Here is a 26,718-nt window from a genome sequence, read left to right as displayed (position 1 = left end):
AGCTCATTGGCGGAGACCCGATTGAAGCCTGCGCGCGCCAAGCGCCGGAACGATGACCGGCGCAGCCCAAAAAAACAGACGGCCCCCCGCGAGAAGACGCAGGGCCAGTCCGAACCCAATTCACGCCCCGCGCCGCCGCGCCGTCAGGGCAAGCTTCCTGACGAGCGTTTGCCCGTCATTCTGGAAGTGCTGCCCAATGACGATTATGCGCTTTTGGATTCCGGCGGCGGGCAGAAGCTCGAGCAATACGGTCCTTACCGCATCGTGCGCCCCGAGGGGCAGGCGATCTGGCAGCCCGCACTCGGTCCGGCCGAGTGGCAGAGGGCGGACGCCATCTTCACCGGCGACACGGATGAAGAGGGCATGGGGCGCTGGCGCTTTCCGAAGGAGCCGCTGGGCGAGACCTGGCCCATGCGCCATGACGGGATCGACTATCTGGGCCGTTTCACCTCGTTTCGCCATGTGGGCGTTTTCCCCGAGCAGGCGACCCACTGGTCGCACATGGAAACGCTGGTGCGCGAGGCGCGCCGTCCCGTGAAGGTGCTGAACCTGTTCGGTTATACGGGGCTTGCCTCGCTGGTGGCCGCCCGCGCCGGCGCGGAAGTGACCCATGTGGATGCCTCCAAGAAGGCGATTGGCTGGGCACGGGAAAATCAGGAAATGGCCGGGCTCGGCGACAAGCCGATCCGCTGGATCTGCGAAGACGCGGTGAAGTTTGCCGAGCGTGAGGCGCGGCGCGGCAACAGCTATGACATCGTGCTGTTCGACCCGCCGGCCTATGGCCGTGGACCGAAGGGTGAGGTGTGGCAGCTGTTCGAGGATCTGCCCTATCTGGCGGATCTCTGCCGCTCGATCCTGACGCCGAAGCCGCTGGCCGTGGTGCTGACGGCCTATTCCATCCGCTCTTCCTTCTTTGCCATTCATGCGCTGATGCGTGACACATTTGCGGGCTATGGCGGTCGGGTGGAATCGGGTGAACTGATCATTCGCGAGCAATCGGCGGGCCGGGCCCTGTCGACCTCGCTGTTTTCGCGCTGGGTGGCGTCATGAGCGGACATGAGAACGAGCGGCGCAGGCCGGGCCAGGTGAAGGAAGTCACCAGCCTGACCAACCCGATCATCAAGGACATTCGCGCGCTGGCGCAGAAGAAGTTTCGCGACCGCGAACACGCCTTCATCGCCGAGGGGCAGAAGCTGGTGATCGATGCGTTCGACGCCGGCTGGACGATCCGCACACTGCTCTACGCCAAGGCGGGGCGCGGCAATGAAGCAGTGGAGCGGCTTGCCGCCCGCACCGTGGCTGCCGGCGGCCTCGTGCTGATCGTCAGCGAGAAGGTGATGTCGGCCGTTACCAAGCGCGACAATCCGCAGATGGTTGTGGGCGTTTTCGAGCAGAAGACGACGCCGCTTGCCAGCGTGAAGCCGGCCGATGGCGAGGTGTGGGTGGCGCTCGACCGGGTGCGTGATCCGGGCAATCTGGGTACGGTTTTGCGGACGGTCGACGCCGTTGGCGCAAAGGGCATCATCCTGGTTGGCGACTGCACCGACCCGTTCTCCTTCGAGACGGTGCGCGCGACCATGGGCTCCATCTTCGCCGTGCCGATCGTGCGCGCGAGCCAGGATGCGTTTCTTGCTTGGCGCAAGGGGTTTGGCGGCCGTGTGGTCGGCACGCATCTGAAGGGCTCGGTCGACTACCGCACCGTCGATTACCGGAAGGGGCCGGTGCTGCTCCTGATGGGCAATGAGCAGCAGGGCCTGCCGGACGTGCTGGCGGAAAGCTGCGACACGCTGGTGCGCATTCCGCAGGCGGGGCGGGCGGATTCGCTCAACCTCGCCGTGGCGACGGGCGTGATGCTCTACGAGATCCGGCGCGATGCGCTGCCGCTTGAGGAAAGGGCGGGCCCATGAGCATGCGCAGCATCGGTTTCTACAGCCTCCTGATTGCTCTGTTTGCGCTCGCCGATCAGGTGGTGAAGGAACTGGTCGAGACCATGATGCCGCTGCATGAGCGGATCGACCTTTTGCCGTTCCTTTCGCTTCTGCATTCGCGCAACACCGGCATCGCCTTCTCCATGTTCTCGGGCATGAGCGGCATCGGGCTCAGCATCGTGATGGCGGGGGTGATCCTGTTCATCGGCTATCTGGCGCTGCGCACCGGCGCTTCGCAGACCTGGGCGCGGCTAGGCTTCGCGCTCATTCTGGGCGGCGCGGTGGGCAATCTCATCGACCGGCTGACCCTCGGCTTCGTCACCGATTACATCTACTTCCACACGCCGGTCTGGTCGTTTGCGATCTTCAATCTGGCGGATGTCTTCATCACCGTGGGAGCGGGGCTTGTGATCCTCGAGGAGTTTCTCGACTGGCGGCGCGGGCGCTCAGGCCGCTCAGGCGGTGAGGCGCGCCCGGATTGACCTTGCGCCCCGCGCGCCGCACTCTCTCTCATCATTGAAGACCGTAACCAGCCGGAGTGAGTGATGACGGAGACGTTCAAAGCGGTTCTGATTTCGCGGGATGAAGACAAGAAGCAATCCGTTGCCTGGACGGAGCTTTCCGAAAACGACCTGATGGAGGGCGACGTTACGATTGCCGTCGAAGCGACCACGGTGAACTACAAGGACGGGCTCGCCATCACCGGCAAGGCCCCGGTGGTGCGCCGCTTTCCGCTTGTTCCCGGCATCGATTTTGCCGGCACGGTCACGACATCAAGCCATCCCGACTGGAAGGAAGGCGACCGCGTCATCCTCAATGGCTGGGGCGTGGGCGAAGCGCATTACGGCGCCTATGCCCAGCGCGCGCGGGTCAATGGCGACTGGCTCGTGCCGCTGCCCGACGGCATGAGCGCGAAGGATGCGATGGCGGTGGGCACAGCCGGCTACACGGCCATGCTGTGCGTAATGGCGCTGGAGCGCCACGGTATCACGCCGGAGCGCGGGCCGGTGGTGGTGACGGGCGCTGCCGGCGGTGTCGGCTCTGTCGCCGTGGCGCTGCTTGCCGGACAGGGGCATCACGTGATCGCCTCGACGGGGCGGGCCTCCGAAGCCGATTATCTGAAGGAACTGGGTGCTGCCGAGATCATCGACCGGGAGGAGCTTTCCGGCCCCGCCCGGCCGCTTGGCAAGGAGCGCTGGGCCGGCGGCGTGGACGCCGTGGGCAGCCACACGCTCGCCAATGTGCTGTCGATGACCTCCTATGGCGGGGCGGTGGCGGCCTGCGGGCTGGCGCAGGGCATGGACCTGCCGACAAGCGTTGCGCCGTTCATCCTGCGCGGCGTGTCGCTGCTGGGCATCGATTCCGTGATGGCCCCGAAAGCGCTGCGGCTGGAAGCCTGGCGGCGCATCGCCACCGAACTCGACCATGCGAAACTCAGCTCCATCGCCAGCGTGATCCCGTTTGGCGACGTGCTTTCGGCGGCGGAAGACATCATCGAAGGAAGGGTGCGCGGCCGGGTGGTGGTGGAGATGCCGTAACGGCGCGGAACCGTTAAAATGCGAGCGATCCGCCAAAAGCTTCCGTAATTCCCGTCGCGTAAAGTCGCGGCCATGAAAAGGGTGGGGAAGCACATAATCGATCCAAAGCCGGCGAAGAAGCTCGCGACAGAGACGAAGCCACGCAAACGGATCCGCATCAAGCCGCCGGCGCTCGCGCCGGTGTCGCTGACGCTGCCGGTGCAGACGCATTACGGCGAGGTCGCGGTCGGGCTTGCCATCATCTTCATTGCCGGGCTCAGCCATCTGACGGGCGCTTCGCCGCTCATCAGCATGATGCTGGTGATCCTGGGCGGCATAGCGCTGGCGGTAGCCTTCCGCGCCTCGACCATGGACCGCCGGCTTGTCTCGGAACTGGCGGAGAAGGAGGCGGTCAATCGCGGCGAGCTGGAAGATCTGGCGGACCGCATGTGGGAGCTGCGCGAAAGCGAGGAGCGCTTTCACGGGCTTGTCGACGCGCTGGGCGATCTGATCGTGCATCGCGACCGGGGTGGCCGCATCGTCTATGTGAACCGGGTGTTCGCAGACCTGCTGGGCCGCGATCCGTCTTCGCTGATGGGGCACACGCTTAGCCAGCTTGGCATAGATATCGGCCTCGTGCCGGATGCAGCGTTTTCCGATGGCGAATGCCTGAGCTCCACCGATGTGGCGATCCACACGCGCAACGGCATTCGCTGGTATTCGTGGATCGAGCATTCGGTGCGCGACGACAAGGCGGACTCGGTCTCGCACCGCGCCATCGCGCGCGACATCACGGCGCGCAAACGGGCCGAGACGGCGCTGATCAACGCCCGCGAACGGGCCGAGCAGGCGAGCCGCGCGAAATCCAGCTTTCTGGCGACGGTAAGCCACGAGATCCGCACGCCGATGAACGGCATTATGGGCATGGCCACGCTTCTGGCCGACACGGAGCTGACGCCCGAGCAGCGCACCTATGTGGGGGCGGTTTCCACCTCGGCAAGCGCGCTGGTGGCGCTGATCGAGGATCTGCTCGACTATTCCAAGATCGAGGCAGGCCGGCTGGAGCTGGAGCCGCGCCGCCTCTCGGTTCATGAGATGGTGGAGAACGTGGTGGAGCTTCTGGCGGCCCGCGCCTTCGCCAAGGATATCGGGCTTGGCTGCTACATCGCGCCCGACCTGCCGAAGACGATCACGGCCGATCCGGGGCGTCTGCGCCAGGTACTGCTCAACCTGCTCGGCAATGCGGTCAAGTTCACCGATGAGGGCGGCGTGACCGTGGCGGTGACGCGGGCGGAGAAGAACGGCCAGCCGGCGCTGCGCATTGCGGTGGCCGATTCCGGACCGGGCCTCGAAAAGGACGACATCAACCGCATCTTCAAGGATTTCGAGCAGGTGGATGGCAGCTCGACCCGCCGCCATGGCGGCGCGGGGCTTGGCCTCGCCATCACCAAGCGCATCATCGACGCCATGAACGGCTCCATCACGGTTGCCAGCACGCCGGGCGAGGGCTCGGAGTTCGCCGTGCTCCTGCCGCTTGGCGAGAGCGACGATGAGGGCATGCGCGTGGAGCCCATTCTGGAAGAGGTGAACGCGGTCATCCTCTCGCCCTTCACGCAGGAGGCGGAGACCATCGCCATGACGATCCGCGTCCATGGCGGGCGCGCGGCAATTGCCGCCAGCGCAGAGGATGCGGCGCGGCTGGCCGAAGATGGCGGCGCGCCGTTCAACACGGTTCTGGTGGACGCCTCGCTTGAAAGCGACGATGGCGCGCTGATCACCCGGCTGCATGGGCTTGGCGTGGGCGGCGGGCGCGCGCTCACCCTGATCACGCCATCGGAGCGCGGGCGTCTGGCGGCTTTCCGCGCCAGTGGCTACGGGGCCTTCCTCGCCCGCCCGGTGCGCTGCAACACGCTGGTGCGCCAGCTTCTGAGCGCGCATGGCGAAATCGCCTGGCCCGTGGCCGAGGCGGGCGAAGAGGCCGGCAGCGCGCCCCGCCCCGCGCACCGCAAGAACGGGCTCAACATCCTCGTGGCCGAGGACAACGAGATCAACGCCATGCTGGCGCGCGCCGCTCTCGGCAAGGCCGGCCACCGGGTGCGCATCGTGTCGAACGGGCGCGAGGCGGTGGAAGCGGTGAACGACGAGGCGCATGCGCGCTACGACATCGTTCTGATGGATCTGCACATGCCGGTGATGGACGGGCTGGACGCCATCAATGCGATCCGCCGGCATGAGGAGGAAACGGGCCTCGCGCCGCTGCCAATCCTCGTTCTGACTGCCGACGGGCAGGAAGAAACCCGCCATGGCGTACTGGCGCACGGGGCCAACGGGTTCGTCACCAAGCCGCTGGACCCGGATGAATTGCTCACCGCACTGGATATGCACGCGGTGGTCTGATACCTGCCACTCGTGAATCACGACCTCGACGCCAGATCGTCGTGTGTTCATTCGGACGCACGAAGGACGATCGCAAATAATGATGAAGCATCGGAATAGCCGAAAACCGGATTCCACTTTTCGGTCCGATGCTTTAGTGTCACAGTTCTGTCGCAGCAGAGCAGTATTTCAGCGTCAACGCCACGCGGAGGAGTAAGAGCAATGCAGGGCATCGCGCTGAACCAGACCTCTTTGAACGATCGGGCCGCAGCGTCGCTGCTTGACGGCGCCGACGGTGCACTGCTCGGCCGTATCGGGCCGCTTGAAGTGCGCCTTGCCGGCAGCGAGCAGGAAGTCGCCGCCGCCCAGACCATCCGTTTCCGCGTGTTCTACGAGGAGATGGGCGCGCGCGCGCCGCAGGGCGGCATGGCCGAAGAGCGCGACATGGACGGTTTCGACGCCGTCTGCGACCATCTTCTGGTGCTGGACACCACGCTTCCGGGCGAAGATGTGGACCGGATCGTGGGCACTTACCGGCTATTGACGCCGGAGGGCGCGCGCCGGGCCGGAAAGTTCTATTCCGAAGACGAGTTCGCCATCGAAACGCTGATGGCCCGCCATGATGGCCGCCGCTTTCTGGAGCTTGGCCGCTCCTGCGTGCTGCCGGCCTATCGCACCAAGCGCACCATCGAGCTTCTGTGGCAGGGCATCTGGGCCTATTGCCGCAAGAAGCGCATCGACGTGATGATGGGCTGCGCCTCATTCCCCGGCGTGGTGCCGGCCGCCCATGCGGAGGCGCTCTCCTTCCTCGGGCATTTCTGCCAGGTGGAAGCCGATTGGCATGTGCGCGCTGTGGCCAGCCGCTATGCGCCGATGGATTTGATGCCGAAGGAGGCCATCCAGATGCGCACCGCGCTTGCCGCCATGCCGCCGCTGGTAAAAGGCTATCTGCGCCTCGGCGCGCGCTTCGGCGAAGGCTGCGTGATCGACCATGATTTCGGCACCACGGATGTGTTCGTGGTCCTGCCGGTGGAGGCGATCTCGGACCGGTATATCAATTACTACGGGGCCGAAGCGCAGCGTTTTGCGGCTTGAACGGGTGGGATTGTTTTTAGGACATAAGTTGAAACCAAGATCTTACAGCTAAATTCAATCGTTCCTGCTCCAATTCGTCAGTCGGATTGCAGTGTGCGATAGGTCCACGCAAAAGGTTGAGCTGATTTGTAATATTGCTTACAGCCCCTTTTGAGGAGAAAACAGGATCAAAAATTTCCCAGTTGTCAGTGATCAACTGAGAAAGCTCTCCAAAGGTTAGATAATTAATCAGTTCATCAGAGCGTGGTGTAATGCCGCTATCAATTTCCTTTTTGTGGCGTCCTTTTGCTGGGTTTCGAATCTTGTTTTCATCAACCCGTTCACTACTCCACCAATCGGCACCTTCTGCTTCAAGCATTATATCCTTTACCAGCTTCCTGATGGAATTCTCGAGGCAGTAGAAAATCTCGTAAAACTCAGACATTCGGGCGGCTTCAGCGCGCAACTGAGCTTCAAATTGGGCATACTCAGAAACTTTCCGGTCTTTGGCCAACGTAGGAGTCACAGCCAAGTCATGCCCACTATCTTTCTCGATTGCCTTCAAGTCGATAAGGATCTGCAGTCCTGACATGCCAAAGGCGCGGATCAAACCATCAGGTCGCTTAGGCATCATCATCCCTCAGGAGGTGCTCTTTCAAGCTTTTGAATATCGCGTTGAATACTGCCTGATCGGTAGTCGGGGGAAGATTCAGGTTTATTGTGTATCCTAAATTTAACCCAACGCTACCTGTTCTGCTTCCTGCTCCAAACGAGTCTTGGCTTGACGCTCTCTGCGGGGCGCTCGTGGAGATTTCTCCCGCTTCCTCATGATGGTTTGATGTTGCGTCGATATACTCAGTTTTCACATCAAATTTAGCGTGGTTTTTCAAATATTTTATGCAAGAGAAAGTCAGCTTTACAGGGTTGGAATCATGTGCTTGCCCTGTCTCTTCTATTATTAATCCTAGCAAGTCATCATCAGAAAGCTCATGCATAAATTCATTTCGCAAATAAAGAGGAGCGTAGGCGTGTCGGATAGCTTGAGCAACGGCCTGTCCAGATGTCTTTGGGTTTCGGAACTTGGTATAAATATCGGTAGGTTCGCCATTCGGTGTGGAAAAGTTTATTTTCTTTAAATAGGTGGTTATCTGCGCGCCAGAACCGCCTGGAATTTTTAAAATCGTCTTTACAAAGTCTTGGCTTACGCGGTCTGGAACTGCTGCGGCCTTGATTGCGTTGAGCGCTTTGTCAATGTTTCCAGGTGAAGTAATGTAAGGAAGAGAGGACATGGAGAAACCCTATCGCGTCATTCTTCGCTACAAGAGCACGCTGACTTTGGAGAGTCGATCCTCAAGATGTTGGCAAGTTGATTTTCCTCGAAACTAGCATGTTCTACTGAGAGTTTTTGTCCCCCTTCAAACCGCCGCGTTATAAGCCGCAATCGCCGCCATGTTCACGATATCCGAATCCTTCGCGTTCAGCGGAACGATCTGCACCGACTTGTTCAGCCCCACCAGAAGCGGGCCGATGACGGTGGAGCCGCCCAGTTCCTGAAGCATCTTGGTGGAGATGGAGGCGGAGTGGAAGGCGGGCATGACGAGCACGTTCGCCGGGCCTGACAGGCGGCAGAACGGATATTGCTGCATCAGGCTCGAATTCAGCGCCACGTCTGCGGCCATCTCGCCGTCATATTCGAAGTCGACCCGGCGCTTGTCGAGCATCTTCACCGCTTCCTGAACACGGTCGGAACGCTCGCCCGGCGGGTGGCCGAAGGTGGAGTAGGCGAGCATCGCCACGCGCGGCTCATAGCCCATGCGGCGGGCCTGTCCTGCGGCCTCCTCGGCAATGTCGGCCAGCTCTTCGGCATTGGGCATGTCGTGCACCGCCGTGTCGGCCACGAGCACGGTGCGGCCCCGGCACAGCGCCAGCGACACGCCGATGACCCGGTGGCCGGGGCGGGCGTCGATCACGCGGCGCACATCGTCCAGCACGGTCGAATAGTTGCGGGTCACGCCGCTCACCATCGCATCCGCATCGCCCAGCGCCACCATGGTGGCGGCGAAGTGGTTGCGGTCGTTGTTGATCAGGCGCTGCGCATCGCGGAAGAGATAGCCCTTCCGCTGCAGGCGCTCATAGAGATAGTCGGCATAGATGGCGTTGCGGCGCGAAAGCCGCGCATTGATGATCTCGATGCCGGATTTGGAAAGGTCCACGCCCGCGTGCCGCGCGGTCTCGCGGATCTGCTCCTCGCGCCCGACGAGAATGGCGGTGCCGAGCTTCTGGTTCACATAGGACGCGGCGGCGCGCATCACCTGTTCTTCCTCGCCCTCGGCGAAGACCACGCGCTTGGGCTGGCGGCGCACCCGGTCGTAGATGCGCTGCAGGGTGGAGGCGAGCGGATCGCGACGGGCGGAAAGCTCGTTCGTGTATTTCTGCATGTCCAGGATGGGACGGCGGGCAACGCCGGAATCCATCGCGGCCTTTGCCACGGCCACCGGAACGGCGGAGATGAGGCGCGGATCGAACGGCACGGGGATGATGTAGTTGGGGCCGTATTTCGGGCGGTTGCCCTGATAGGCGGCGGCCACGTCGTCCGGCACGTCCTGGCGGGCGAGCTCGGCCAGCGCCTCGGCGGCGGCCACCTTCATCGCGTCGTTGATGGTGGTCGCGCGCACATCGAGCGCGCCACGGAAGATGTAGGGGAAGCCGAGAACGTTGTTCACCTGGTTGGGATAGTCCGAGCGGCCCGTCGCCATGATGGCGTCGGTGCGGATCTCGGCGACTTCCTCCGGCGTGATTTCCGGATCGGGATTGGCCATGGCGAAGATGATCGGGTTCTTGGCCATGGACTGCACCATGGCCGGGGTCAGCGCGCCCTTGGCCGAAAGGCCGAAGAACACATCCGCCCCTTCGAGCGCTTCGGCCAGCGTGCGCTTGTCGGTCTCCACTGCGTGGGCCGACTTCCACTGGTTCATGCCCTGCTCGCGGCCCTTGTAGACCACGCCCTTGGTGTCGCACAGGAAGACGTTTTCGGGCGCGAGGCCAAGCGATTTGGCAAGCTCGATGCAGGCAATGCCGGCAGCGCCGGCGCCATTGCAGACGAGCTTCGTCGTCTTGATGTCGCGGTCGGTGAGGTGCAGCGCGTTGATGAGGCCGGCAACGGCGATGATGGCGGTGCCGTGCTGGTCGTCATGAAAGACGGGAATGTCCATCAGCTCGCGCAGCCGGCTTTCGATGATGAAGCACTCGGGCGCCTTGATGTCTTCCAGATTGATGCCGCCGAAGGAGGGGCCGAGCAGCTTGACGCAGTTCACGAAGGCGTCGGCGTCTTCGGTGTCGACCTCGAGGTCGATGGAATCGACATCGGCGAAGCGCTTGAAGAGCACGGACTTGCCCTCCATCACCGGCTTGGAGGCGAGCGCGCCCAGATTGCCGAGGCCTAGGATCGCCGTGCCGTTGGAAATCACGGCCACCATGTTGCCGCGCGTCGTGTAGTCGAAGGCGCGGCTGGGGTCTTCCGCAATGGCCTGAACGGGCACGGCCACGCCGGGCGAATAAGCCAGCGAAAGGTCGCGCTGGGTCGCCATCGGCTTGGTCGGCGTGATCTCGAGCTTGCCGGGTCTGCCGGTGGAGTGGAAGTCGAGGGCTTCCTGCGGGCTGACGGACGGTCCCTGACGTTCGGGCTTGTTGCTGGCGGGCATGTCGGTGTGTTTCCTCCGGGAGACGGGCTCTGGCATGTGCTTTCTGTGGAGTTTTGCCAGTGACGGGTGCATAAGGCTACACTTTTGCCCAGTAAATGGCCAAGCAGTTTGAAGCTGTTGATTTGAAGCCAGTACAAAGCCAATGCAAAGGCCGGGGAGCCCTTCCTTGAACGACGAAACGCCCATGCGCCAAAAGGCGATGCAGGCCGCTGCCGCCGGGGCCACGCCAATGATGGCCCAGTTCATCGAGATCAAGACGGCGAATCCCGATTCGCTGCTGTTCTATCGCATGGGCGATTTCTACGAGCTGTTCTTCGAGGATGCGGAGATCGCCAGTCGGGCGCTGGGCATCACGCTCACCAAGCGCGGCAAGCATCAGGGCGACGACATTCCCATGTGCGGCGTGCCGGTGCACGCGGCCGACGATTATCTGCAGAAGCTGATCGGGCTTGGCCATCGCGTAGCCGTCTGCGAGCAGATGGAAGATCCCGCCGAGGCCAAGAAGCGCGGCTCCAAATCGGTGGTGAAGCGCGATGTGATCCGGCTGGTCACGCCGGGCACCATCACCGAGGAAAAGCTGCTCGATCCTTCAGAAGCCAACTACCTGATGGCCCTTGGCCGGGTGAAGGGCGGGGATGAGAGCCTGGCGCTGGCCTGGATCGACATTTCCACCGGCGCGTTCCGCGTTGCGCCCACGCGGCCCGACCGGCTTCTGGCCGATGTGCTGCGGATCGACCCGCGCGAGCTGATCGTGCCGGAAGCGCTCTATTACGACCAGTCCTACCGCCCGGTGTTCGACGTGCTGGGGCGGACGGCAAATCCGCAGCCGGCAAATATGTTCGATTCCGCATCCGCCGAGATGCGCCTGACGCGCTTTTACGGCGTGGCGACGCTGGAAGGGTTCGGCCGGTTCTCGCGCGCCGAGCTTTCGGCCATTTCGGGTGCGGTCGCCTATGTGGAGAAGACACAGAAGGCGGAACGCCCGCCGCTTGGCCGGCCGGAGCGTGACGATGAGGGCGCGAGCCTGTTCATCGACCCGGCCACCCGCGCAAACCTGGAGCTTGGCCGCACGCTTTCCGGCAGCCGCGATGGCAGTCTTGCCAAGGCGATCGACCGCACGGTGACGGGGGCAGGCAGCCGGCTTCTCTACGAGCGGCTGATGTCGCCGCTCACCGACCCGGACGCGATTGGCGGGCGGCTTGATGCCGTGTCCTTCTTCCTGTCCGAGGCAGGGCTGCGCGACGATGCGCGCCGGCTTCTGAAAGGCGTGCCGGACATTGCCCGCGCGCTCTCGCGGCTGGCGCTCAACCGTGGCGGCCCGCGCGACCTTGGCGCGCTTGCCTCCGGCTTTGAGGCGGCGCATGGCGTGGCCGAGCTGCTTCAGGGCAGGGAGGTTCCCGCAGAGATCGCCGGGGCGCTTTCGGGCATTGCCGGCCTGCCGATGGATTTTGCGGCCCATCTCGACAGGGCGCTTTCCGATGAGCTGCCGCTTCTGAAGCGCGACGGCGGGTTCATCCGCGCGGGCTACAATGAAGAACTCGACGAGATGCGCGCGCTGCGCGACCAGTCGCGCCGGGTGATCGCCGAGATGGAGCGGCAGCTTTCGGAGGAAACCGGGGTCAAGTCGCTCAAGATCCGGCACAACAATGTGCTCGGCTATTATATCGAGGTGACGGCCAACAACGCGGCGGCAATGAACGGCACGGACGAGGCCAAGGCGCGCTTCATCCACCGCCAGACCATGGCCAACGCCATGCGGTTCACCACCACCGAGCTCGCCGAGCTGGAAACCCGCATCGCCAATGCCGCCGACCGGGCGCAGCAGATCGAGCTGGCGGCCTTCGAGAAACTGCTTGGAGAAGCCGTGGCGGCTGCTGACGCCATTCGCGCCGCCGCCGATGCACTGGCGGTGCTCGATGTTTCGGCCGCGCTCGCCACGATTGCCGAGGCCGAGAATTATTGCCGCCCGCAGGTGGATGACAGTCTCGAATTTCACATCGAGGGCGGACGCCATCCGGTGGTGGAGCAGGCGCTGCGCAGGCAGCTGGCCGAGCCTTTCGTCGCCAATGACTGTGACCTGTCGCCAACGGGTGAGGAGCAGGCCGGCGCGATCTGGCTTCTCACCGGTCCGAACATGGGCGGTAAATCGACCTTCCTGCGCCAGAACGCGCTGATCGCGGTTATGGCGCAGATGGGCTCCTTCGTGCCGGCTGCCGTTGCCCGCATCGGCGTGGTCGACCGGCTGTTCAGCCGTGTCGGCGCATCCGACGACCTGGCGCGCGGCCGCTCGACCTTCATGGTCGAAATGGTGGAGACGGCGGCGATCCTCAATCAGGCGGGCCCGCGCGCGTTGGTGATCCTCGACGAAATCGGCCGGGGAACGGCAACGTTCGACGGTCTGTCCATCGCCTGGGCGGCGGTTGAGTATCTGCACGAGCAGAACCGCTGCCGGGCGCTGTTCGCCACCCATTTCCACGAGATGACCGCGCTTTCCGAAAAGCTCGGACGGCTTTCCAATGTCACCATGCGGGTGAAGGAATTCGAGGGCGACGTGGTGTTCCTGCACGAGGTGGGACGCGGCGCGGCCGACCGCTCCTACGGTGTGCAGGTGGCGCGGCTTGCCGGCCTGCCGCATGCGGTGGTGGAGCGGGCGCGCGAAGTGCTGCAGCAGCTCGAAGAGGGCGAGACCTCGGGCAAGGCATCGAAGCTGATCGACGATCTGCCCCTGTTCTCGGTGGCGGCGAAGCAGGAAGCGAAGGCGTCGAAGACGCCGGATCGCGTTGGCGAGGAACTGCTGGCGATCAATCCCGACGACCTGACCCCGCGCGAGGCGCTGGACGCGCTCTATCGGCTGAAGCAGCTGGCTGCGCAGAAGTAGGTCACGCCGGGGCGGGCTTTCTGGCATGTGGCGTTCTGGCATGGATCCTCGGGTCAAGCCCGAGGATGACCAAGAGGGGTTTCGGGTTACCGGCAGATGCCATCCGCGCATAGGCGTTAAAAGAAGCTCGTCATCCTCGGGCTCGATCCGAGGATCCATGCCCTGCGCTTCGAAGCGTCAGGACCAGCCCCATCCACGCAAAAGCTCGTTCCACTCCGGGTTGGATTTCTCGATCAACTCAATCTTCCACTGACGAGACCAGCGCTTCAATGACTTCTCACGCTGGATAGCGTCGCGCATATCGAAGTGCTCCTCGTACCAGACAAGCCGGGCCACACCGTATCGACTGGTAAAGCCAGGCATCCGGCCCGTCTTGTGTTCGATGATGCGCCGCCCCAAATCATTGGTGACGCCGATATAGATCGTCCCACGTTTTTGGCTTGCGAGCATGTAGACGTAACCGGTCACGGAAAACCTCTCCGTTTCAACCGGGCAATATCACCTCAGCGGCAGAAGATCGGCAAGTGCATACACCCCGATCTTTCGCGCAACCGCGTCCCGCTTCCCCCCTCGTCATCCTCGGGTCAAGCCCGAGGATGACGAGTGTGTTTAGACGCTTGTTCGCAACCGTATCCGGGCCGGGCTGGAGAACATTCCTCCCTTCGTCATCCTCGGGCTTGACCCGAGGATCCATGCCTGAGCATCCCAACCCCTCCAGCGCCCCTAAAGCGCGTCGCCCCAGTCGGCTTTGCGGGCGGCTTTGAAGGTGCGGCCTTCGCGGCGGGTGACGAGGCGTTCGTCGAGTGCGCCGTCGCTGGTGCACAGTTTCAGGCGCACCATGCCGCTGGCCGTTTTCGGCGGGGCGAGCACGCGGTCGGGGCGGTCGTCGGGCGCATGGCGTGAAACCGCCAGATAGCTGAACTTCTCGTCTTCCCATGGCACTTCGCCGCCCTTGGCGGTGCGGTGCAGGCGCGAGCGTGCGACGCGGCGCGAGAAATGACACCAGTCGGGCGCTTTCACCGGGCAGGGCGCATGATGCGGGCAGGGGGCCAGAATGTGCCCGCCAAGAGCAGTCAGCCGGTCGCGCGCGGCAAGAATGCGCTGCCAGCCGGCTGGCGTTCCGGGCTCGACGATTACCAGCGTGTCGGCGGTCAGCGCCCAGAGGCGGTCCACCAGAGCATCGCGCGCTGCCGGGGCAAGCTCGTCCAGCACATAGCAAAGCGTCACGAGATCCGCCGGCGCGATGTCCCCAAGCCCGTCTTTCACGCTTGCTGCCTGCCAGTCCGTGTCGATGGAGAGCGCTTCGGCCAGTTTTGCACCGGCGTCACGCATCGCACGGCTGGTTTCCACCAGCGTGGCCGCACCGAGCTCCGGCCATTCGGCGCGGGCCGCCCAGAGCGCGGTTCCGGGACCGGCGCCCACATCGAGCAGGCGCGATGGCGCGAAATCCTCACGCCGCGCGGCCGTTTCCGAAAGGCACTGGCGCACGGCGGCAAAGGTGGCGGGCAGGCGGGTTGCCAGATAGGCCTTGGCGGCGAGCGCATCGCCCACATGCAGGCTGCCATCGCGGGTTTCGGCGCGGTAGCGCTTCGAAAGGCGCTGGGCAGCGCCCTGAATTTCGGAAAGCGGCGTGCCTTCCAGAAACGCGTCGACTGCCTGGCGCAGCGGGGCGGGAAGCTCCATTTGAAACCCGTGTCCTTGGTGTGCGAAACCCGTGCGACATAGCGGCAGGGCGTCAGCGCTGCAACCGCATCTTTTGACAGTCGTTTCGCGGCGCGCGAAAACACGCTATACAGCGCCGCCAATCCGGGATGCTCATGGCCAAGGTTCCACTCAAGCTCGATCAGATCGTCGATGGCGCGGCATTGCGCGCCGAACTGGACAGTTTTGCAGAAAACACGGGCGGCTCAGAGCTGCGCTCGAAGGTGATGGCGTCGCTGAAGGCGCACATCGCGGCAGGCCGCAAGGCGGCCGAAACCATGCTCATGAACGATGGCGGCGGCACGGCCTGCGCGGCGCGGCTGTCGCATTTGATGGACGTGGTGATCACCGAGCTGCACCACTTCGCCGCCACGCATGTCTATCCCATGCAAAACCCGTCTTCCGCCGAGCGTCTGGCGATTGTCGCCGTTGGCGGCTACGGACGCGGCACGCTTGCGCCGGGTTCCGACATCGACCTGCTTTTCCTGCTTCCCTACAAACAGACGCCCTGGGGCGAGCAGATCGTGGAATATGTGCTCTACATGCTGTGGGACATGGGGCTGAAAGTCGGCCACGCCACCCGCAACATCGATGAGTGCATCCGCCAGGCGCGCACCGACATGACGATCCGCACCGCGGTTCTGGAAGCGCGCTTCATCTGTGGCGAAAAACCTCTCTATGAAGAGATGGTCACCCGCTTTGACGAAGAAGTGGTGAAGGACACGGGCGCGGAATACAGCCAGGCCAAGCTCGCCGAGCGCGACCTGCGCCACGCCAAGGCGGGCGAAAGCCGCTATCTGGTCGAGCCGAATGTGAAGGACGGCAAGGGCGGCCTGCGCGATCTGCACACGCTGTTCTGGATCGGCAAATATTTCTACCGCGTGCGCCGCGCGGAGGATCTGGTGGGGCAGGGCGTTTTCACCCGCAAGGAATATCTCCAGTTCCGCAAGGCCGAGGATTTTCTCTGGGCTGTGCGCTGCCACATGCACTTCCTCACCGGCAAGGCGGAGGAGCGGCTGCATTTCGACATTCAGCGCGATATCGCCGAGCGGCTTGGCTATATGAGCCATCCCGGCCTCTCGGATGTCGAGCGCTTCATGAAGCACTACTTCCTGACGGCCAAGGGCGTGGGCGACCTGACGCGCATCTTCTGCGCAGCGCTGGAGGAGGAGCAGGGCAAGCATGTGCCCGGCTTCAACCGCTTCTTCATGAATTTCTCGCGGCGGCGGCGCAAACTTGCCGGCACCAGCGATTTCATCGTCGACAATCACCGCATCAACGTGGCGGATGAAGGCGTTTTCGAGCGCGATCCGGTGAACCTGTTGCGGCTGTTCTGGTTCGCGGACCGGCACGGGCTCGAATATCACCCCGAGGCGCTGAAGCTGCTCACGCGCTCGCTGAAGCTGATCGACCGCAATCTGCGGCGCGACAGGGAAGCCAATCGCCTGTTCATGGACGTGCTGACGTCAGACCGCGATCCCGCGCTCAACATGCGTCGCATGAACGAGGCCGGCGTGCTCGGCAAGCTCATCCCCGATTTCAACAAGATCGTGGCGATGATGCAGTTCAACATGTACCACCACTACACGGTCGACGAACATCTGATCCGCTGCATCGGCGTGCTTTCGGAAATCGAGCATGGCGACGGGGAGAAGCTGCATCCGCTCTCGCACTCGCTGATGCCGTCGCTGAAATCGTGGCGCGAGGTGCTCTACACCACGGTGCTTCTGCACGACATCGCCAAGGGGCGGCCCGAAGACCACGAGATCGCGGGCGCGCGCATCGCCCGCAGGCTGTGCCCGCATATGGGGTTCGATCCCAAGGAAACAGAGATGATCGCCTGGCTGGTGGAACATCATCTCGACATGTCCATGGTCGCCCAGACGCGCGATCTGAACGACCGCAAGACGATTCAGGATTTTGCCGACAAGGTGCAGTCGGTAGAGCGGCTGAAACTGCTTCTGGTGCTGACCGTGTGCGATATTCGCGGCGTCGGCCCCGGCGTTTGGAACGGCTGGAAGGGGCAGCTTCTGCGCACGCTCTATTATGAAACCGAAGTGCTTCTGACCGGCGGTTTCTCGGAAGCCTCGCGCGCCACCCGCGCCGAGGAAGCACGCCTGCGGCTTGCCGCAGCCCTTGCAGAAAACGGCTGGCAGGAAAAGGAGATCGAGGACTATCTCGGCCTCCATTACTCGGCCTATCTGCTCGCCGTCGATCTGGAAGACCAGTTGCGCCATGCGGATTTTATCCGCGAAGCGGAGAAGGAAGAGCGTCCGCTTGCCACCATGGTCAAGCCGCACACATTCGAGGCGGTGACCGAGATCACCATCTTTGCGCCCGACCATCCGCGTCTCCTGTCGATCATCGCAGGGGCGTGTTCGGCGGCGGGGGCGAACATTGTCGATGCGCAGATCTTCACCACAACGCATGGCCGCGCGCTGGACACGATCCTGATCAGCCGCGAGTTCGATTTCGATGCGGATGAGCGCCGGCGTGCGGAAAGTGTGCGCAGGCTCATTGAGGATGTCCTGTCCGGCAAGTCCTACCTGCCCGAGGTGATCGAGAAGCGCGCAAAGCCGCGCCGTGGCACAAAGGCTTTCCGGGTTCAGCCACGGGTGGAGATCGGCAACACGCTGTCGAACCGTTTTTCCGTGGTGGAAGTGAAGGGGCTCGACCGGCCGGGCCTGCTTTCGGAACTGACCGAAACGCTTTCCGACCTGTCGCTGGACATTGCCTCGGCGCACATCACCACCTTTGGCGAAAAGGTCATCGACACGTTCTACGTCACCGATCTGACGGGCCAGAAGATCGTCAGCGCCGACCGGCTGGAGGCTATCCGCACGGCTCTTCTCAAGACGCTGGAGAGCAGGGTGGAGCGTCCGGCAAAGGGCAAGTCGCAGGCGGCTGCCGAATGAGCGGGGCGGTGGGCTTTATCTCGCAGGGTGGCGGGGGAGCAGTGTTCCGGCATGGATCCTCGGGTCAGGCCCGAGGATGACGAAGGGTGGGGCCGTGAGGGCGAGCGCCTGAGATGATGGCGGACGCCTGAGGGGCGCGAAAATGGCCGGGGCTGACGATGGTGGCCAGGGATGACGCGGGAGCCCTGAGGATGATGAAGGTGGTTCGGGGTGAGGAAGAGCGTCTGACCATTGCGAAAAAGGCCGGGCTGATGATGGTGTCCGGGATGGTGCAGGAGCCCTGAGGATGACGAAGAGGGAGCGAGGATGACGAAAAGGGGTGGTGTTTGCCGGCGTTTGGATGCTGTGCCGCACAGGCCACCCATGACGTTCGTCACCCTCGGGCTTGACCCGAGGGGCCATGCCAGCGCATCTCAGCGTCACCATCGTTCCAATTGCAGCCCCTGTCCGGCCCCCATTTTCAGGTCTTTCCATCCATGAGCCTTATCGGAAAATTCGCCAGCGTTGGCAGCGCCACCATGGCCAGCCGCATTCTCGGCTTTGCGCGCGAGGCGCTGATTGCCGCCGCCATCGGCGTTGGTCCGGTGACGGACGCCTTTTACGCCGCGTTCCGCTTTCCGAACCTGTTCCGGCGGCTTTTTGCCGAGGGTGCGTTCAACACCGCCTTCATCCCGCTCTTCGCCAAGGAGATGGAGGGCGGCGGCGTGGAGGCCGCGCGCCGGTTCGGCGAAGATGTGCTGGCCGTTCTGATGACCGTGCTTCTGGCGCTTTCGGCGGCGGCGATGCTCGCAATGCCGTTTCTGGTCTCCACCATCATCGCACCGGGCTTTGCGGCGTCGCCGGAGAAGTTCGATCTGACGGTGGTCATGACGCGGATCATGTTCCCCTATCTGTTCTGCATGTCGCTGGTCGCCATGTTCTCCGGCATCCTCAATGCGATGCGGCATTATTTTCTGGCCGCGCTGGTGCCGACGCTGCTCAATGTGATCCTGATCGGCGTTCTTCTGGCCGCACTCTTCTGGGAGTTCGATCCGCGTCAGACGGGTGTATGGCTTGCCTGGGGGGTGTTCGCGTCTGGTCTGGCGCAGCTCTTTTTCCTCATTCAGGGCGCGCGGCGGGCAGGCTATTCCATGCGGGTGCGTCGCCCGCGTCTCACGCCGGGCGTCAAGCGCCTGCTGGTGCTGATGGCGCCAGCGCTCCTGACCGGCGGCATCATGCAGATCAATCTTCTGGTCGGGCAGATCATCGCCTCCACACAGGAAAACGCCATTGGCCTCCTGAACTTCGCCGACCGCATCAACCAGCTGCCGCTGGGCGTGATCGGCATCGCGGTGGGCGTGGTGCTTTTGCCAGAACTTTCGCGCGCGCTGAAGGCCGGCGATCAGGCCGACGCACAGCATTTGCAGAACCGGTCGATGGAGTTCGCGCTGGGGCTCACATTGCCGGCTGCCGTCGGGCTGATGGTGATGCCGGCGCCCATCGTCGCTGTTCTTTACGAGCGCGGCCAGTTCACCGCCATCGACACGGCGATGACGGCTGCGGCACTCGCCGCCTTTGCCAGTGGCCTGCCGGCTTATGTGCTGACCAAGGTGTTTCAGCCGGCCTTCTTCGCGCGTGAAGACATGCGCACGCCGATGTGGTTCTCGCTGGTCACGGTCGTGGTCAACATTGCGGCGAGCCTGCTTTTCTTCCCCGTCTATGGCCATGTGGCGATTGCCGGGGCGACGGCGCTTTCGGCATGGGTCAATGTCCTGCTTCTGGCGGCGACACTCTGGTGGCGGGGCGATTTCCGGCCTTCGCCCGTCACGCTCAGGCGGATCACATTCATGCTGGTTGCAAGCGTGGTGATGGGAGGCGTCGTGTGGGCGCTGCTCGCGGCCCTGCCGCAATTCGTCGGCCACGATCTGCTGATCGTGCGCATTCTCACGGTCGCCGCCATTGTCGGTGTGGCGGTGGTCGCCTATTTCGGCGTCGCCCTTCTCACGGGCGGCATCGACCGGAGCGAGCTTGCACGCGTTGCGCGCCGCCGGCGCAAAAGCGCATAAGACCGCTCATCCCTCTCATTAACGGAATTCGAAGGCGGTGCGTGTAGCATCGCCTTTGCCATTTCGGGGGAGAGGCATGCAGCAACGGCTCTACTATATCGATTTCCTGCGCGTCTCGGCGTTCATGCTGCTGATCGTCTACCATGCGTCGGTGGCGTTCTTTCCGGACATGAAATGGCTGATCGAAGCGCCGGAAGGCAGCGCCGCGCTGTCGCTGATCATGAAGTTCCCGCGCGCCTGGCGGCTGGCGCTCCTGTTCTTCGTGTCGGGCATGGGCACGTGGTTCGTCTATCGCCGCTGCCACGATCTCGGTTTCCTGACGGGCCGGTTCATGCGGCTTTTCCCGCCGCTGATTTTCGCCATGTGCGTCATCATCGTGCCGCAGGTCTGGTATGAGCGCATGTATGAAGATGGCTATCAGGGCTCGTTTCTGACCTTCTGGCTCACGCGTTATTTCACCGAAGGCAAATATCCAGACGGCAATTTCACATGGGCGCATATGTGGTTCGTTGCCTATCTTCTGGCGATGACCTTCGTCTGCTATCCGGTGTTCCGGCTGATCGATCAGCCCTTCATGAAGCCGGTGAATGACTGGTTCCAGCGGGTCGCCGCATCGGGGTGGGTCTATCTGCTTTTTCTTCTGCCGCTCGTGCTCAACCTCGCGCTGTCACCTGTTTTCCCGCGCCAGACCAATTCGCTCTACAATGACGGGGCATGGTTTGCGGTGTGGGCCAGCTGGTTCGGGCTGGGCTTTCTCTTCGCGCGTTATCATCAGGCGCTGATTGGCAATGTAATCACCCTGCGCTGGCGAAGTGCTGCGCTCGCCACGGCGCTGACTGTGGCGCTCTACCTGTTTTCCTGGACGGGAGAAGGCGGCTTCTTCATCGGTGATTACGAGGCGATGACGCCGCTTTTCAAGACGCTGCTCATGGCGCTCGCATGGACGATGATCCTGGCGCTGTGCGGTTTCTCGGCCAGATATCTCAACGCGCCGAGCGCCGTTGTCGCATGGCTCAACCGCAAGGTCTTCCCGCTCTACATCGTGCATCAGACCGTGGTGGTGGCGGCGCTTTACTACGTGCTGCCGCTCGGGCTCGATGTCTGGACCGAATATGCGCTGGTGCTGATCGCGACGTTTGCAGGCTCCTTCCTGTTCGCCATCGCGGCCGAATGGCTGCCCGGCCGCACGGGCCTTCTGGTGGGGCTTGCGCCGCGCGGCAAGACGCTTCCGGCCGGTGGCGCGGAAACGCAATCGGCCCGTGGGGCTTGATTGCCGGTTTCGCGTCGTTCATAAGCCAAGGCGCGCGGTTTTCGCGCTCCAAAAGGCATTCAGGAAAGATCCATGAGCGAATTCAAGGAGCTCGTCTTCTCCGGCGTTCAGCCGACGGGCAATCTTCACCTCGGCAACTATCTGGGCGCGCTGCAGAAGTTTGTGGCGTTGCAGGACAGCCATGAGTGCATCTATTGCGTCGTCGATCTGCACTCGCTGACCGCGACCATGGCGCATGCCGATCTGGCTGACCAGACGCGCTCGATCACCGCCGCCTTCCTGGCGAGCGGCATCGACCCGAAGAAGAACATCGTCTTCAACCAGAGCCAGGTTCTGCAGCACGCCGAACTCGCATGGATCTTCAACTGCGTTGCGCGCATCGGCTGGATGAACCGCATGACGCAGTTCAAGGACAAGGCCGGCAAGGACCGCGAGAACGCCTCGCTTGGTCTGCTCGCCTATCCGAGCCTCATGGCCGCTGACATTCTCGTCTACCGCGCCACCCACGTGCCGGTGGGCGACGACCAGAAGCAGCACCTTGAGCTGACGCGCGACATTGCGCAGAAATTCAACAACGACTTCTCCCAGCGCATTGCCGAGCTTGGCTATGGGGTGGAGATGGAAGTCGGCGAAGAGAAGGTGAACGGCTTTTTCCCGCTCACCGAGCCGCTTATCGAAGGCGCGATCACGCGGGTGATGAGCCTGCGCGACGGTTCCAAGAAGATGTCGAAGTCGGACCCGTCCGACCTGTCGCGCATCAACCTGACCGATGATTCCGACGCCATCGCCAAGAAGATCCGCAAGGCGAAGACGGACCCCGAGGCCCTGCCGTCCGAGGTCGATGGTCTGGCCGACCGTCCCGAGGCGCAAAACCTTGTCGGCATCTATGCCGCGCTGTCCGGCGTCTCCAAGGCCGATGTGCTGTCCGAGTTCGGCGGTCGCCAGTTCTCCGAGTTCAAGCCTGCTCTGGCCGAACTCGCCGTGGACAAACTCGCCCCCATCGCCGGCGAGATGCGCCGCATCCTGGCCGATCCGGCCTATATCGACGGCGTTCTGCGCGAGGGCGCGGGCCGGGCGCGCGAAAAGGCCGAGACGACCATGAAGATGGTGCGTGAAATCATCGGGCTCATCGACGGGTGAGCCCCTTTTACGCATCGTCTTGCCGAAACCCTTTCGCGATGGCAGATTGCGCGGAATGGGGCGGGGCACTCGCCTGCAACACAGGACGTGTGAATGGTCTCTAAGCGACTGATCCGCGAGGCAGGGCACCGCCGCAAGTTCCTTGCCATCATCGATGACACTCCGGAATGCGAACGGGCCGTGGCCTATGCGGCGCGGCGCGCCCAGGCCACCAGCGGCGCGCTCGTCCTTCTCTTCGTGATCGAGCCGGGCGATTTTCAGCACTGGCTCGGCGTCGAGCAGATCATGCGGGAAGAATCGACCGCGACGGCAAACGCCGCGCTCGACACCCACGCCACCAAGGTGCGCGAAACGGTCGGCATCGAGCCGGAACTGGTGGTGCGTGAAGGCGCATCGGCCGACGAGATCCACAAGCTGATCGAAGAGGATCAGGACATTGCGATCCTGGTTCTGGCAGCCGGCAGTTCCAAGGAAGGGCCGGGTCCGCTCGTCTCCTCCATCGCCGGGAAAACGGCCGCGTTCCCGATTCCCGTCACGGTCGTGCCGCAGAATCTGAGCGACGAGGAAATCGAAAGCCTGGCATAGGGGCGGGGCGCTTCCCATATGTGCTCCGGAGCGCCGGACCGAAAGCGGCCCCCGTTTTCGGCTGCTCCGATGCTTCCCCAGTGGTTCGGGTCGTCTTTTATGCGTCGGCATGGCGCAGGGCGGTCTGGACACATGCATGCTTGAATGCGGCAGGCTTTCTGCTTATTTTAGAATTATTCCAAGAAACGCCAGATCGGAAAGTTACAATGTTCATTCAGACCGAAGCGACTCCCAATCCCGCGACGCTGAAATTCCTGCCTGGCCGTGTTGTTCTTGAAGAAGGCACCGCCGATTTCCGTCAGGCGGAAACGGCCGCAGAGGCATCGCCTCTGGCAGAGCGCCTCTTTGCCGTGCCCGGCGTGACGGGCGTGTTCTACGGCTACGACTTCATCACGGTCACGAAGGAAGACGGTCCCGACTGGCAGCATCTGAAGCCGGCCATTCTCGGCACGATCATGGAGCATTTCATGTCGGGCCAGCCGGTCATGGCCACGGGCGGTCCAGGCCTGCCTGCCTCCGAGGATGGCGAGTTCTACGACGAGGCCGACGAGGCCATCGTCTCCACCATCAAGGAGCTTCTGGAGACGCGTGTGCGTCCGGCTGTGGCGCAGGATGGCGGCGACATCACCTTCCGCGGTTATGAGAAGGGCACGGTCTTCCTGCACATGAAAGGTGCCTGCGCCGGTTGTCCGTCTTCCACGGCGACGCTGAAGCACGGCATCCAGAACCTTCTGCACCACTTCGTGCCGGAAGTCCGGGAGGTCGAACAGGTCGTCTGACCCCTCCTTGGCGCTTTCTTTTTCGCACGATGTTTGGATTCAATAGCGAAAACGCCTCATTCAATGTTCTTGCGCAATTGCGGGCACCGTCTTCAAGGCCCCCTTCTCCCCGCGTGCGGGGAGAAGGTGAGGATGAGGGGCGAGCGCCAGCTTGCGCGAACCCACAACATGGCGGGATTTTCATACGCGGCGTCAGCCCCTCATCCCCCTGCCGGGACCTTCTCCCCGCGTGCGGGGAGAAGGAAGTCGTCATCCGGCTGGAGCGCCCTTTGTGCATCCGAAGCGCTAAGGATGGAGAGATACGAAAAAACCGGGCTCTGAGGCCCGGTTTTTTTCAGGGTCGACCAAGGCCGACCCCTGTTGCTGAGACGGTTACTACCGCTTAACGATTACTTTAGCACCAATTTCGGTACGGTTGTAAAGGTCGATGATGTCCTGGTTCATCATTCTGATGCAGCCGGAAGACATTGCCTTGCCGATCGAGCGCCATTCCGGCGTGCCGTGCAGGCGATAGCCCGTGTCGCCGCTGCGGTTGAAGAGATAGAGCGCGCGCGCGCCAAGCGGGTTGGACAGGCCGGGCGGCATGCCGCCGCGCCATTTCGCCAGCTCGGGCTGACGGCCGATCATGGCTGCGGGCGGGGTCCAGGTGGGCCATTCGCGCTTCATCGCAACGCGCGCCGTTCCGGACCACTCAAAACCTTCGCGGCCAACGCCGATGCCGTAGCGCATGGCCTTGCCGTTTTCCTGCACCAGATAGAGGTACTTGTCCTTGGTATCGACGATGATCGTGCCGGGCTTTTCCTTCGTCTCGTAGGAGACGATCTGGCGATGATATTTTCGCGGAACCTGGCTGATCGGAATGCGCGGCAGCTGGTAGCCCGCATCCTTCACCGTACCGTAGTCGGAGGTGAACACCTTGAGAGGCCCACCCGTCGTGCACCCGGCAAGAGCGGTTGCAAGTCCCAGTGCCGCAGCCACGACGATTGATTTGAATCTCATATGTTCCCCCGGTCCCCCAATTTGTTAAGTGTGCCTGAATTGCGCCGCACTTTGACCATCATTCTTAAATTCCTGGTTAATGAAATGACAAGATTTGGATGCGTCTTACGTTGCGTAATCCCGTTATTGCCGCGTGATATTGCAAACGCGCAACACAATCCCCAGTTTCAGATGGCGGAATTCAGCAAGCGTGGAAGTTCAGGAGACGTGTCATGAACGTTGGCGAGGCGGCCCGTCGTTCGGGCCTACCGGCAAAGACGATTCGCTATTATGAAGAAATCGGCCTTGTTTCGCCGGCGCGGGCCGGAAACGGTTACCGCGATTACAGCGATGAAGATCTGCACTTCCTGACCTTTCTGAAGCGCGCGCGCGGTCTCGGCTTCGCCATCGAGGAATGCCGCCAGCTGATGACGCTTTACCGTGACAAGCACCGGGCGAGCCATGATGTGCGCGGCATCGCCATTTCGCATGTGGTGGCAATCGACGAGAAAATTGCGGAACTGCAGGCCATGCGCGCCACGCTGAGCAAACTCATCAATGCCTGCCATGGCGACAACCGGCCCGATTGTCCGATCCTGGACGATATTGCCGGGGCGCAGTGACGCTTCAAGCTGCTCACCGTTGATGGCATAATCCTTCCATGCCGATCATTTCACCGATTCCCGTCAACCCGCTGGCCGATGGTCGCCAGTCGGAACGCGCCATGGTCATTCGCCGGGGCGTGCAGCGCCTGCTCATCACCATGGGGGCTGTTGTTCTGCCGGAGCTGACGCTCGCCACCGGCCGGCGCGCCGATCTCGTGGCGCTGACGAAGAAGGGCGACATCTGGATCATCGAGATCAAGTCGTCAGTGGAGGATTTTCGGGTGGACCGGAAATGGCCGGATTATCGCCTGCACTCCGACCGCTTTTTCTTCGCCACCCACCCGGAAGTGCCGGCGGAGATTTTTCCCGAGGAATGCGGTTTCATCCTGTCGGACGGTTATGGCGCGGAGATCCTGCGCGAGCCGGACGAGCACCGCCTTGCCGCCGCCACCCGCAAGGCGATGATGCTGCGCTTTGCGCGGGCGGGGGCGGCGCGTCTCACCGCTGCGGAACTTGCGGGCATCGACGTGCCGCTGGCCGAGGGTGAGACAGGCTGAGGCTTACGGCGTGATCGGCTGACGGCCTGTCGCAAGTGCATGGTCGAGATACTCGACGCGGTCCTGCCCGAAGAAGGCCTCGCCGTTCAGCACAAAGGTGGGCACGCCCACCGCGTCGGCCTCTACGGCGTCCCTGGTGTTCTGCGCGCGGATTTCGGCAATCGCCTCGCTTTGCGCCTTCTCCAGAATGGACGCGGCGTCGAACTTCTCCAGTTCCAGATATCTGGTCAGCGTGTCCGGGTCGGCAATGTTTTCCTCATTGGCCCACACGGCGGCGAAGACGCGCTCCATATAGCTCAGCGGATCATGGCCCTCTGCCGCTAGTGCTGCGATCACACGGTCGGAAAGCTCCGGGTCGACGGGCCAGTGTTTGGGCGTCTTGTTGATCGGCAGGCCGCGAAAATCGGCGATGCGCTGGATCTCCACCAGCCGCTGGCGCTGGCGCACCGGGGGGCGCCTGGGCGGCGGAACCGCGCCGGAGATCTCCCAGACACCCATCAGGTTGATCGGCTTCACGCGCACATCCGCGCCATGCTTGGAAAGCACGGTGCGCAGAGCCTGGTGGCCGAGATAGGTGAAGGGCGAAGCGGAAGTGAAGTAATAGTCGACGGTCGCTGTCATCGATGTCTCCGGTGTATGTTGGTGGCCGGAGAGTAGCGATGCGGCCTG

At 62.9% G+C, this 26,718-nt stretch carries 22 protein-coding genes; 15 read left to right on the top strand and 7 right to left on the bottom strand.

Annotated features, from left to right (window positions below; genetic code table 11):
• Window positions 1-21: 21 nt before the first annotated feature.
• From AC4PTT_RS18555 to olsB, 6 genes are all read left to right on the top strand, one after another.
• A complete protein-coding gene (locus AC4PTT_RS18555) occupies window positions 22-1,050 on the top strand; it encodes an RsmD family RNA methyltransferase (RefSeq protein WP_297564230.1) in 1,029 nt (342 codons plus the stop codon).
• Window positions 1,047-1,907: a TrmH family RNA methyltransferase gene (locus AC4PTT_RS18550; protein WP_206544455.1), complete on the top strand. Its 861-nt coding sequence runs from the start codon at window positions 1,047-1,049 to the stop codon at window positions 1,905-1,907. The genes AC4PTT_RS18555 and AC4PTT_RS18550 overlap by 4 nt, the downstream gene beginning before the upstream one ends.
• Window positions 1,904-2,410, top strand: a complete 507-nt coding sequence (lspA, locus tag AC4PTT_RS18545; protein WP_492161842.1) for a signal peptidase II — start codon at window positions 1,904-1,906, stop codon at window positions 2,408-2,410. The genes AC4PTT_RS18550 and lspA overlap by 4 nt, the downstream gene beginning before the upstream one ends.
• A gap of 63 nt (window positions 2,411-2,473) precedes the next feature.
• Window positions 2,474-3,466, top strand: coding sequence for an acrylyl-CoA reductase (NADPH) (acuI, locus tag AC4PTT_RS18540; protein WP_492161841.1), 993 nt, complete (start codon window positions 2,474-2,476; stop codon window positions 3,464-3,466).
• A gap of 72 nt (window positions 3,467-3,538) precedes the next feature.
• On the top strand, window positions 3,539-5,842 hold the full coding sequence (locus tag AC4PTT_RS18535) for a PAS domain-containing hybrid sensor histidine kinase/response regulator (RefSeq protein WP_492161840.1): 2,304 nt from the start codon (window positions 3,539-3,541) through the stop codon (window positions 5,840-5,842).
• A gap of 201 nt (window positions 5,843-6,043) precedes the next feature.
• A complete protein-coding gene (gene olsB / locus AC4PTT_RS18530; RefSeq protein WP_206548715.1) occupies window positions 6,044-6,916 on the top strand; it encodes a l-ornithine N(alpha)-acyltransferase in 873 nt (290 codons plus the stop codon).
• A 16-nt stretch (window positions 6,917-6,932) separates the two neighbouring features.
• On the opposite strand, the gene AC4PTT_RS18525 is transcribed toward olsB, so the two are convergent.
• The 3 genes from AC4PTT_RS18525 to AC4PTT_RS18515 form a co-directional block, all read right to left on the bottom strand.
• Window positions 6,933-7,526: a Swt1 family HEPN domain-containing protein gene (locus AC4PTT_RS18525; protein WP_492161839.1), complete on the bottom strand. Its 594-nt coding sequence runs from the start codon at window positions 7,524-7,526 to the stop codon at window positions 6,933-6,935.
• Window positions 7,519-8,184, bottom strand: coding sequence for a DUF5343 domain-containing protein (locus AC4PTT_RS18520; protein WP_492161838.1), 666 nt, complete (start codon window positions 8,182-8,184; stop codon window positions 7,519-7,521). Before AC4PTT_RS18520 ends, AC4PTT_RS18525 begins: the two co-directional genes overlap by 8 nt.
• 126 nt (window positions 8,185-8,310) lie before the next feature.
• Window positions 8,311-10,596 carry an NADP-dependent malic enzyme gene (locus AC4PTT_RS18515; protein WP_113153949.1) on the bottom strand — a complete coding sequence of 762 codons (2,286 nt, stop codon included), beginning with the start codon at window positions 10,594-10,596 and terminating at the stop codon, window positions 8,311-8,313.
• A gap of 184 nt (window positions 10,597-10,780) precedes the next feature.
• Between AC4PTT_RS18515 and mutS the strand changes: the two genes are divergently transcribed.
• Window positions 10,781-13,474 (top strand): DNA mismatch repair protein MutS, encoded by a 2,694-nt coding sequence (gene mutS / locus AC4PTT_RS18510; RefSeq protein WP_475080914.1) that lies wholly within the window; start codon window positions 10,781-10,783, stop codon window positions 13,472-13,474.
• Between the two features lie 177 nt (window positions 13,475-13,651).
• On the opposite strand, the gene AC4PTT_RS18505 is transcribed toward mutS, so the two are convergent.
• Both AC4PTT_RS18505 and AC4PTT_RS18500 read right to left on the bottom strand, forming a co-directional pair.
• Entirely contained in the window at window positions 13,652-13,942 is a 291-nt protein-coding gene (locus AC4PTT_RS18505) for a GIY-YIG nuclease family protein (protein ID WP_113153950.1), read from the bottom strand.
• Between the two features lie 255 nt (window positions 13,943-14,197).
• Window positions 14,198-15,157 carry a small ribosomal subunit Rsm22 family protein gene (locus AC4PTT_RS18500; RefSeq protein WP_492161837.1) on the bottom strand — a complete coding sequence of 320 codons (960 nt, stop codon included), beginning with the start codon at window positions 15,155-15,157 and terminating at the stop codon, window positions 14,198-14,200.
• Between the two features lie 134 nt (window positions 15,158-15,291).
• On the opposite strand from AC4PTT_RS18500, the gene AC4PTT_RS18495 reads away from it, so the two are divergent.
• The 6 genes from AC4PTT_RS18495 (at window position 15,292) to AC4PTT_RS18470 (ending at window position 23,909) form a co-directional block, all read left to right on the top strand.
• Window positions 15,292-18,090 (top strand): [protein-PII] uridylyltransferase, encoded by a 2,799-nt coding sequence (locus AC4PTT_RS18495; RefSeq protein ID WP_206553569.1) that lies wholly within the window; start codon window positions 15,292-15,294, stop codon window positions 18,088-18,090.
• A 476-nt stretch (window positions 18,091-18,566) separates the two neighbouring features.
• Window positions 18,567-20,135 carry a murein biosynthesis integral membrane protein MurJ gene (murJ, locus tag AC4PTT_RS18490; protein WP_420507229.1) on the top strand — a complete coding sequence of 523 codons (1,569 nt, stop codon included), beginning with the start codon at window positions 18,567-18,569 and terminating at the stop codon, window positions 20,133-20,135.
• A gap of 76 nt (window positions 20,136-20,211) precedes the next feature.
• Window positions 20,212-21,405 carry an acyltransferase family protein gene (locus tag AC4PTT_RS18485; RefSeq protein ID WP_492161836.1) on the top strand — a complete coding sequence of 398 codons (1,194 nt, stop codon included), beginning with the start codon at window positions 20,212-20,214 and terminating at the stop codon, window positions 21,403-21,405.
• A 72-nt stretch (window positions 21,406-21,477) separates the two neighbouring features.
• Window positions 21,478-22,545 (top strand): tryptophan--tRNA ligase, encoded by a 1,068-nt coding sequence (gene trpS, locus AC4PTT_RS18480; protein WP_206553572.1) that lies wholly within the window; start codon window positions 21,478-21,480, stop codon window positions 22,543-22,545.
• Window positions 22,546-22,638: 93 nt separating this feature from the next.
• Complete coding sequence (locus AC4PTT_RS18475; RefSeq protein WP_113153955.1) at window positions 22,639-23,130, top strand: universal stress protein; 492 nt, start codon at window positions 22,639-22,641, stop codon at window positions 23,128-23,130.
• A gap of 206 nt (window positions 23,131-23,336) precedes the next feature.
• The gene (locus AC4PTT_RS18470) at window positions 23,337-23,909 is read left to right on the top strand and encodes a NifU family protein (RefSeq protein WP_113153956.1); all 573 of its coding nucleotides are present in this window, start codon (window positions 23,337-23,339) and stop codon (window positions 23,907-23,909) included.
• Between the two features lie 375 nt (window positions 23,910-24,284).
• On the opposite strand, the gene AC4PTT_RS18465 is transcribed toward AC4PTT_RS18470, so the two are convergent.
• A complete protein-coding gene (locus tag AC4PTT_RS18465) occupies window positions 24,285-24,908 on the bottom strand; it encodes a L,D-transpeptidase (protein WP_113153957.1) in 624 nt (207 codons plus the stop codon).
• 212 nt (window positions 24,909-25,120) lie between these two features.
• Between AC4PTT_RS18465 and cueR the strand changes: the two genes are divergently transcribed.
• Together cueR and AC4PTT_RS18455 are read left to right on the top strand one after the other, a co-directional pair.
• The gene (gene cueR / locus AC4PTT_RS18460) at window positions 25,121-25,510 is read left to right on the top strand and encodes a Cu(I)-responsive transcriptional regulator (RefSeq protein WP_113153958.1); all 390 of its coding nucleotides are present in this window, start codon (window positions 25,121-25,123) and stop codon (window positions 25,508-25,510) included.
• A 38-nt stretch (window positions 25,511-25,548) separates the two neighbouring features.
• Window positions 25,549-26,049: an MmcB family DNA repair protein gene (locus AC4PTT_RS18455; RefSeq protein ID WP_113153959.1), complete on the top strand. Its 501-nt coding sequence runs from the start codon at window positions 25,549-25,551 to the stop codon at window positions 26,047-26,049.
• Window positions 26,050-26,052: 3 nt separating this feature from the next.
• On the opposite strand, the gene AC4PTT_RS18450 is transcribed toward AC4PTT_RS18455, so the two are convergent.
• Entirely contained in the window at window positions 26,053-26,670 is a 618-nt protein-coding gene (locus tag AC4PTT_RS18450) for a 2-hydroxychromene-2-carboxylate isomerase (protein ID WP_113153960.1), read from the bottom strand.
• Window positions 26,671-26,718: the final 48 nt, after the last annotated feature.

The sequence above is a fragment of the Nitratireductor sp. WH36-1 genome (assembly GCF_058725515.1).
This window is presented reverse-complemented; position numbering and strand designations above follow the sequence as displayed.